This is a genomic window from Paenibacillus sp. PastF-3 (assembly GCF_029893135.1).
Lineage (GTDB): Bacteria > Bacillota > Bacilli > Paenibacillales > Paenibacillaceae > Paenibacillus_AQ > Paenibacillus_AQ nitricinens.
This window is the reverse complement of record NZ_JARXWM010000012.1, coordinates 182,058-189,670: the sequence shown is the minus strand read 5'-3', so window position 1 is coordinate 189,670 and position 7,613 is coordinate 182,058. Positions and strand designations below refer to the sequence as shown.

Genomic DNA, 7,613 nt, shown 5'->3' with positions numbered 1-7,613 from the left:
CCATGGTATATTGAATGTACAAAGAAATCGCTCCTTTGGGAATGGTTGGGTGGTACCTCCATTTTACCAAAACGAGCGATTTCTTTGTTTTTTTTTAAAAGGATGGAAGAGTCAATTCCCGCTTAAACAGCGGAGAGGACGGACTGATTGTGGAAAAGCGGCAGCGGTCGCCTTGGTCTCCGGATTTTCACCGCTAAGGGGAATGAAAAAAATCTGGAGAGCACAGCGATTGGAACAACGGTCTGTTCACGCAGCGTCCACTCAAGTGCACACGTTGATCCTAGTCAAAAAAAGGAGGCGTCCCCGAAGCCAGTACTTGGCTTTTGGGACAGCCCCTTCGATGAAATCTATGAGGAATAAATAGAACTGTTGTAATATTATTTATTTTTATGATAACTCTCTAGCAGAGCCTCTAATGAAATGCCATTAACTGTGACGCCTGAAAGATTGCAATCTTTTATCTCTACATTCGAAAGATCACACTCTACAAAAGATGTGCCGTTAAGCTGGCATCGTTCAAACTTATTGCCTTTACCATACAAGTGAATATCATGGAAATAGGCTTCTCCTAATTCACTATTGCTAACCTCGATTTCCCACAATCCGACTTCATTAAACTTAACAAGATGCATATTGATATCGTTAAAAGTAGTACTGCTCATATTAATATTGTCAAACTTAGTACCCGCCATATTTACATTAGAAAAGTTCGTCTTAGGCATATCAATATCATCGAATTCACTTTGGCCCATGGCCACACGACGAAAGTTGGTTTCAGGCATTCTTTCATCCTGAAAAACTCTCTTTTTAAATTCGTCCTGCAATTTGTTTTCACTTAGATTGTTATTCACTGTACTCAACATCTCCCTTTTTAAGATCGTTCTTGATCTGCGGAGTCTACTCTCGACATCTTCAATAGATAAATCAAGGAAATCAGCGATCTCCCTAACCTTGTAGTTGTCGATATAGAATAGAATGGTGACTATACGGTTAGCTTCGGATAAGGTGTTTAATGCCTTCCACACATCTTGCTGGAGTTCTTTTCGGAGGAGCTGATCTTCAGTGGTCTCCAGCTGAGAAACCTCGATTTGCTCCATGAATTCATATGCAGCTTTCTTCTTATTCGCCCTAAACCAATCCATACATTCCCGTGAAGTAACTGCATATAACCAACTGGCGAGTTTCTCTGGCTCCTTTAAGTTGGGTAAATTACGATAGGTCTTAACAAAAACCTCTTGTGTAATGTCTTGCGCGGTGTGGAAATCACCCAATTTACCGTAAGCTACTCCGTATACTGCATTGGAATATTTGCCGATAAGCCCACTGAATGCATCCATATCCCCTTTACACACCTTATCTACCAGTTCTGCATCCGTACAAGTCACTATCTGCCTCCTTAACAATCAAGTTCATAACATAGACGGAAAAGGAGTTCAAAAACCGTCTTTATGTCTACAAATAATCTTTTTGATGAAGAAAGGTCTAGTTAGAGTTCAGTACTACTGGCTTGCCGATACAGCTCACGGCTCTTATAACCAGCCTGTAGAATCATCTTCATTTCCTCTTTACGCTTAGCTCTTGTTGCCTCTTGTTTGGCACTATAGACATATCGAGCCCAGTCTTTGCGGTATCCCGGGGTAAGCGATTGATAGATGGCTAGAAGCTCCGGTGTATCTTTCAGATCTTCTTCCACAATTGGAATGAAAGAAATATAGTCATCCACAGATTGACTTGGGGTATTGGAAAGCTGACCTTTCCCCTTAGCGTCCTCTTTCAACCCCACAACTGTAAAGACATCATCCAAACCTACCATGCGTGCAAATTTAATATTGCTTGTCCCGATGTAGCCATTCTCATCACTGCCCAGACCCTCTAGTAAGTCATCACGATGAATAAAGGTCGGATACACTTTGTTTCCCTTTTTAGGATACGCCACAAAGAGATAGCCATTCTTATGAAGATGCTGTTGCTCAATCATACGGTTCACTAGTTCCTGTAACGACGCCATGTCTAGTACAAAGGCAAATATAAGATCATACGCCCCATTTAGCGAAGTATCATAATCCGTCAATTCCGCTAAATAATCGGAGCCTTCTGGTTTACTCAATATCGCTACTTGGTTTTATTTTTGTAAGTTCAGCTTTTCAACGATTGTTTTAGTCACTATGCTTCATCCCCCAAATGTATTCGGATGCTTCTTCATCGTGATCAATATAGCTTAATCGCTACCCAATCAAAACATTCTACGGGCCGTCACAAAACGCTTCTTCCACTTCTCACTCAGGGCTTCATAATGGACGCCTTGTTCCTTCGAATACGTATGCAATATCTGATTATTCCCCGCATACATGGCAACATGACCAATGTCGAGGCCACGTGCACTAAAGAATAACAAATCACCTTTACGCAGTTCGGTGATCCCAACTTCCTTCCCTTCTTTGGCTTGATTATAAGAGGCACGTGGCAGATCCACCGACAACACGTTCTCAAATAAATGCCCTACGAAAGAAGAACAGTCAAAGGTAGACGTCTGGTTTGTTGCTGCACCAAATTCATAAGGGGTTCCCAGATACTTCTCTCCGTATGCAAGCAGTTCGTTTCCCTGCTTCTCAGCGAGCGACTCACTAGTATAATCGCTATATTTCGGTTTAGCAGATATGTATCCCGTCTTGTTGTCTTGCGTCCGCACTTCTAACCAGAGAGCATCCACTTCTCTAATGATATGGACTTTATCACCTACGGACAACATTTGCTGGACACCTGATTGATCCGATGAATTCGGCGAACTGCGGAGGTTAACCCCATAACGAATCGTTGTATCGTAATTCATCGCTGAGTAGATGCGGACGGTCCGAGTGTTGGCCTCCCACTTCACTGTGCTGCCTAGAGCCTCGCTGACAAAACGCAGCGGCATCATCGTATTTCCACCGACAACCTGACCCGGAACGGTTAAGCTTAAGACTTGTCCATTTTTGTTCGCAGTTAAATCTCCTATTTGATAAGTCAGCAGCAGCGTTCCCTTAGTGGCCTTAACTGTTTTGGTATCGTTGTTCCATGAAATCTTTGCTCCCTGTTCTTCAAACAGCTTGCGCATGGGAATAAGCGTTGTACCGTTTATGAGCAAGGGCTGAACCTCTAATTCAAGCTGCCGATCATCCAGAAAAACGCCCGTAACCTGATTCTGAGGCGTCACCGCCGCATGGGCTGGAACTGTATAGAGTATAGATGTAAGTAGTACAAGTAGTGTTGCTTTCTTATGAATCCTCATGATGTCATCACCTCGTTGATTGATATGTTCAATTATTATTACTAAAAAAAGGGTAATTAGTTCTGTTACAATTATTGGTGGAAGCCCACAAAAGCAGCTGGAAGCGTTACTTACCTTTCATGCTTCGCTAGTTGCGACTAGCGCTTCTATATATATTAATTTATGATATTCTATTGATTGGATGAAGCGAAAGATCCAGGAAAGGCAGGCACCTGTCATGAGGCTTATGTTTTCACACGTGAATACAGCGGAAGAAACCGCTGAGGTTGCGCGATTGGCGGCAGAAATATGGCGCGAATATTATGTTTCCATTATTACAATCGAGCAGATTGATTACATGATTGACAAGTACCAATCGGTTCCAGCGATTACGGATCAGATCCAGCATCAGGGCTACGAATATTACTTGCTCCATAACGATGGCTCCGCAGTCGGATATATTTCGGCCAGACAAGAAGAGGGAAAGCTCTTCTTGAGCAAGTTTTATATCGGCAAGGAGTACAGGGGACGCAGCTATGCCAGCCAAGCGTTGGCATTCCTTGAGAAGCTGTGCAAAGATCGAAACCTAAGCCATATTTGGCTGACGGTCAATCGTCATAACGAATCGAGTATAGCGGTATATGAGAAAAAAGGCTTCCGGACCGTACGAGAGCAAATTGCGGATATCGGGCATGGATTCGTCATGGATGATTTTATTATGGAAAAAGAAATCCCGGTCCCACATTAAGATTTAACATAGCCTATATTTTTAAAAAAAGAGGACTGCGGTCACCTTTCGGTGCCACAGCCCTCTTGTTATTCCACTTCAAAAATAGAATCGATAATAATGGGAAGATTATCCCTTACAGAAACAGCGCCCAATACCGAACGAGCATGACTGCCCTTGTCTCCGAATACCTCCAGCATTAAATCCGAACAGCCATTGAGCACTTTATGATGTTCTTCGAATAAGGGATCTGCATTCACGAATCCTTGAATTTTGACCACTCTCTTCACTTTATCCAAGGAGCCTAAAGCTGACTCAAGGACGGCAAGGATCTCTATACCAGTCTGACGTGCAAAATGATAACCTTCTTCGGTGGTGAAGTCTTGTCCCAGCTTGCCTTTGGGGTGTCCGGCAGGACCTTTTCCCGATACAAAACATAATCCATTAACAATGACGTAGTTAGCATATTTTGCCGCCGGTTCGCTGGCACTAGGTAGAACAATACCTAATTCCTCAAGCCTGTCCGCTATGATTCGATCCGCCACTTCAGTCCCCTCCTCCCATCAGTACAATAATTGGTAAGATCATACTGGTTAATCTAGAAAGGGTCAATCCTATTTTGCTTCTACCTCTGCTTCCCATCTCGATATCTCAGCTCGAACAATGGGTGCTACTTCAGTCCCCAATAGCTCAATGGCTCTCATTACATCCTTATGAGGCATCGTACCTAACGGTACATGCAGCATAAAGCGTGTAATTCCTACGTGTTTGCGCAGGTGAATAATCTTCTCTGCAACGGTGTCTGGATCTCCTACATATAAGGCACCTTCAAATCTACGTGCCGCATCAAAGCTCGCCCGACTATAATGACCCCAGCCACGTTCACGACCAATCACATTCATGCTAGCCTGCGTAGAGGGGAAGAACATATCGGCCGCAAGCTGATTATCCTCTGCAATAAAGCCGTGCGAGTGTGAGGCAACCGGAAGCTTCGACACATCATGTCCTGCTTGGGCTGCCGCTTTCTTATAGAGCTTCACCAGTGGAGCAAACTGCAACGGACTTCCTCCGATAATCGCGAGCACAAGTGGTAGCCCGAGCAGGCCAGCACGAATTACAGATTCTGTATTGCCTCCACTGCCAATCCATACGGGCAATGGATTCTGAACAGGGCGCGGATAAATCCCCAGATTATTAATGGCTGGACGGTGATTTCCACTCCATGTTACTTTTTCGGATGCCGTTATTTTTAACAACAGGTCCAGCTTCTCATCGAATAACTCATCATAGTCATTTAAATCGTATCCAAAGAGCGGGAAAGATTCGATAAAAGAACCCCGGCCTGCCATGATTTCTGCCCGTCCATTTGAGATTCCATCAAGTGTTGCAAAATCCTGAAATACACGTACTGGATCAGCAGAGGACAGCACAGTTACCGCGCTGGTCAGCCGAATTCGTGTCGTCTGGGAGGCAGCCGCAGCCAGCAATACTGCTGGAGAAGATGCAGCATAATCCTTTCGATGATGCTCACCCACACCGAATATATCTAAGCCCACCTTATCTGCAAGAACAATCTCCTCTACTACCTCGCGCAATCGCTGTGCATGACTTATTAACTCCCCTGATTGAACATCCGGTGTTGTTTCTACGAACGTACTGATACCTATTTCCACTTACGATTCCCCCTTAACTATAGTTTTCTCTCCGAGTTGTTTGTTTGATTATAACACAAGTTACGTTCAAGCATAGCTAGGCATTAATGCCTAGCCTCAGCTTGTCCAAAAACTCATTCTTAAAATTTGCAGAACCTCGCTGACAAATAGAGGATTTTGATGAAATATGTTGAAATGATCTAAAACAAGTAGCTCTCGTGCATCTCATGCTTAATATAGGAGGGACATATGCTTCAAAGAAATAAACACAAAAATTCCATATCCAAACAATCCTTCAATCCTGTTCGGGGTTCCTTAAAAATCGCCGTAATATATTTTATTATAGGGTGCTTATGGATCCCTTTAACAGATAAAGCCGTTTCCGCTTTTACACGAGATCCGGAGTGGATAAGACTTAGTAATATAATTAAAGGCTGGTTCTTTGTCCTCATAACAGCTTTGCTTATCTTTGCGTTAATTCTAGGTACTCTGAAACGGATTAAAAGGATCGAAAAGAAACTGGATCTTGCCTATAGGGATAAGGTGAGCGCCCACGAAAATCTAGAGGCCGCCTATGAGGAAATCACAGCTACGGAAGAAGAACTCAGACAACAATATGATCAGCTCATTGAGAATCAAGAGAAGATAGCCATGAATGAAGAAAGGATGCATTATCTGGCGTATCATGATCTATTAACCGGCTTGCCCAACAAATTAGCATTTTATGAGAATGGGCCTCACATTTTGGAAAGGAATAACATTGCAGCCTTAATGTTTATCGACATTGATTACTTCAAATATGTAAATGATACAATGGGCCATGAATTTGGTGACCGGCTAATTGTTAAGGTTAGTGAGAGATTGGTGTCCCTGGTTGGGAGTAGTGGGGAAGTGTATCGTTTCGCCGGGGATGAGTTCATCATTCTTTTATATTCTATTGAGAACAGTCAGTGTATAACTAGCGTAGCCACCCACATTATTGCCGGTTTTAAAGATGCGATTGAGATGGATGACAGTCTGCTGCATGTTAGCCTAAGCATCGGAATCAGTGCTCACCCCGAACATGGAAGTAATATTATGGAACTCCTTAAATGCGCAGACATCGCTATGTATAAAGCCAAAGACGCTGGTAAAGGGCAAATTATTGTCTTTGATCAACTGCTCAACGATACCTTCACTGAGCGAATGAACATTGAGAAGCAGTTATATAATGCTTTAGAGAAAAATGAGCTGGAAGTATTCTATCAACCCCAGATTGATCTGACTCAGAACAGGGTGACGGGACTAGAGGCTCTTATGCGCTGGAATAACCCTATACTAGGCATGGTCCCTCCGGATAAGTTCATCAAAATAGCAGAAGATTCCCATCTCATTATTCCTCTTGGAGCGTGGGTGCTCAGAACGGCCTGTGCCTTTTTAAAAAGTCTTCATGAGCAAGGATTATCACATCTGACCATGTCTGTTAATATTTCAATGCTGCAGCTCCTGCAAAGCGATTTCAATGAGTTAGTGCTAGACACCTTGCAAGCCTACGAGCTAGACCCTGAATTCTTAGAGCTAGAAATCACTGAAAGTGTTCTGGTTGAATCTTACGAATATGTGAGCAGCAAACTGACTGAACTCAGAGCTCACAACATCAAAATTGCCTTGGATGACTTTGGTACAGGTTATTCCTCCTTAAGCTATCTTACTCATATGCCGATCTCGACATTAAAAATAGACAAGTCCTTCATTGATTCCATTCGAACAGGGACACATCAAGCCGTTCTCGTCGAACAAATTATTATGATTGGTAAACGCATGAATATGTGTGTTATTGCAGAAGGTGTAGAGCGAACTGTACAACTCGATTACCTACAGGAGCAAGGCTGCGATAAAATTCAAGGTTACTTATTCAGTAAGCCACAGTCCGCACAGAGTGTACAAGAGCTGCTAACCGAGTGGGAGAAGGTTTCGAGCATAAATGAATAAAGATGAACCTATTTTT

The 7,613-nt window shown here is 43.1% G+C and carries 8 protein-coding genes; 3 read left to right on the top strand and 5 right to left on the bottom strand.

What is annotated here, in order from left to right:
• Nucleotides 1–147: 147 nt before the first annotated feature.
• Nucleotides 148–360, top strand: coding sequence for a hypothetical protein (locus tag M2444_RS22495; protein WP_280788082.1), 213 nt, complete (start codon nucleotides 148–150; stop codon nucleotides 358–360).
• A 17-nt stretch (nucleotides 361–377) separates the two neighbouring features.
• Here the strand turns inward: M2444_RS22495 and M2444_RS22490 are convergent, their stop codons facing one another.
• The 3 genes from M2444_RS22490 to M2444_RS22480 all read right to left on the bottom strand — a co-directional run bounded on the left by M2444_RS22490 (nucleotide 378) and on the right by M2444_RS22480 (nucleotide 3,268).
• A complete protein-coding gene (locus M2444_RS22490) occupies nucleotides 378–1,385 on the bottom strand; it encodes a sigma-70 family RNA polymerase sigma factor (protein ID WP_280788081.1) in 1,008 nt (335 codons plus the stop codon).
• A 101-nt stretch (nucleotides 1,386–1,486) separates the two neighbouring features.
• Nucleotides 1,487–2,110 (bottom strand): YdeI/OmpD-associated family protein, encoded by a 624-nt coding sequence (locus tag M2444_RS22485; protein WP_481857517.1) that lies wholly within the window; start codon nucleotides 2,108–2,110, stop codon nucleotides 1,487–1,489.
• A gap of 123 nt (nucleotides 2,111–2,233) precedes the next feature.
• On the bottom strand, nucleotides 2,234–3,268 hold the full coding sequence (locus M2444_RS22480; RefSeq protein WP_280788079.1) for a C40 family peptidase: 1,035 nt from the start codon (nucleotides 3,266–3,268) through the stop codon (nucleotides 2,234–2,236).
• Nucleotides 3,269–3,485: 217 nt separating this feature from the next.
• On the opposite strand from M2444_RS22480, the gene M2444_RS22475 reads away from it, so the two are divergent.
• Entirely contained in the window at nucleotides 3,486–3,995 is a 510-nt protein-coding gene (locus M2444_RS22475) for a GNAT family N-acetyltransferase (RefSeq protein WP_280788078.1), read from the top strand.
• 68 nt (nucleotides 3,996–4,063) lie between these two features.
• On the opposite strand, the gene M2444_RS22470 is transcribed toward M2444_RS22475, so the two are convergent.
• Nucleotides 4,064–4,519, bottom strand: coding sequence for a RidA family protein (locus tag M2444_RS22470; protein ID WP_256989668.1), 456 nt, complete (start codon nucleotides 4,517–4,519; stop codon nucleotides 4,064–4,066).
• 69 nt (nucleotides 4,520–4,588) lie between these two features.
• Nucleotides 4,589–5,647: an LLM class flavin-dependent oxidoreductase gene (locus tag M2444_RS22465; protein WP_042192850.1), complete on the bottom strand. Its 1,059-nt coding sequence runs from the start codon at nucleotides 5,645–5,647 to the stop codon at nucleotides 4,589–4,591.
• Nucleotides 5,648–5,875: 228 nt separating this feature from the next.
• Here M2444_RS22465 and M2444_RS22460 point away from each other — a divergent pair, with 228 nt between their 5' ends.
• Complete coding sequence (locus M2444_RS22460; RefSeq protein ID WP_280788077.1) at nucleotides 5,876–7,597, top strand: putative bifunctional diguanylate cyclase/phosphodiesterase; 1,722 nt, start codon at nucleotides 5,876–5,878, stop codon at nucleotides 7,595–7,597.
• Nucleotides 7,598–7,613 lie beyond the last annotated feature (16 nt).

What these genes read in the sequence shown, in the direction of transcription:
- M2444_RS22480 (WP_280788079.1), bottom strand. Translation starts at nt 3,268, where the DNA reads ATGAGGATTCATAAGAAAGCAACACTACTTGTACTACTTACATCTATA.
- M2444_RS22475 (WP_280788078.1), top strand. Translation starts at nt 3,486, where the DNA reads ATGAGGCTTATGTTTTCACACGTGAATACAGCGGAAGAAACCGCTGAG.
- M2444_RS22460 (WP_280788077.1), top strand. Translation starts at nt 5,876, where the DNA reads ATGCTTCAAAGAAATAAACACAAAAATTCCATATCCAAACAATCCTTC.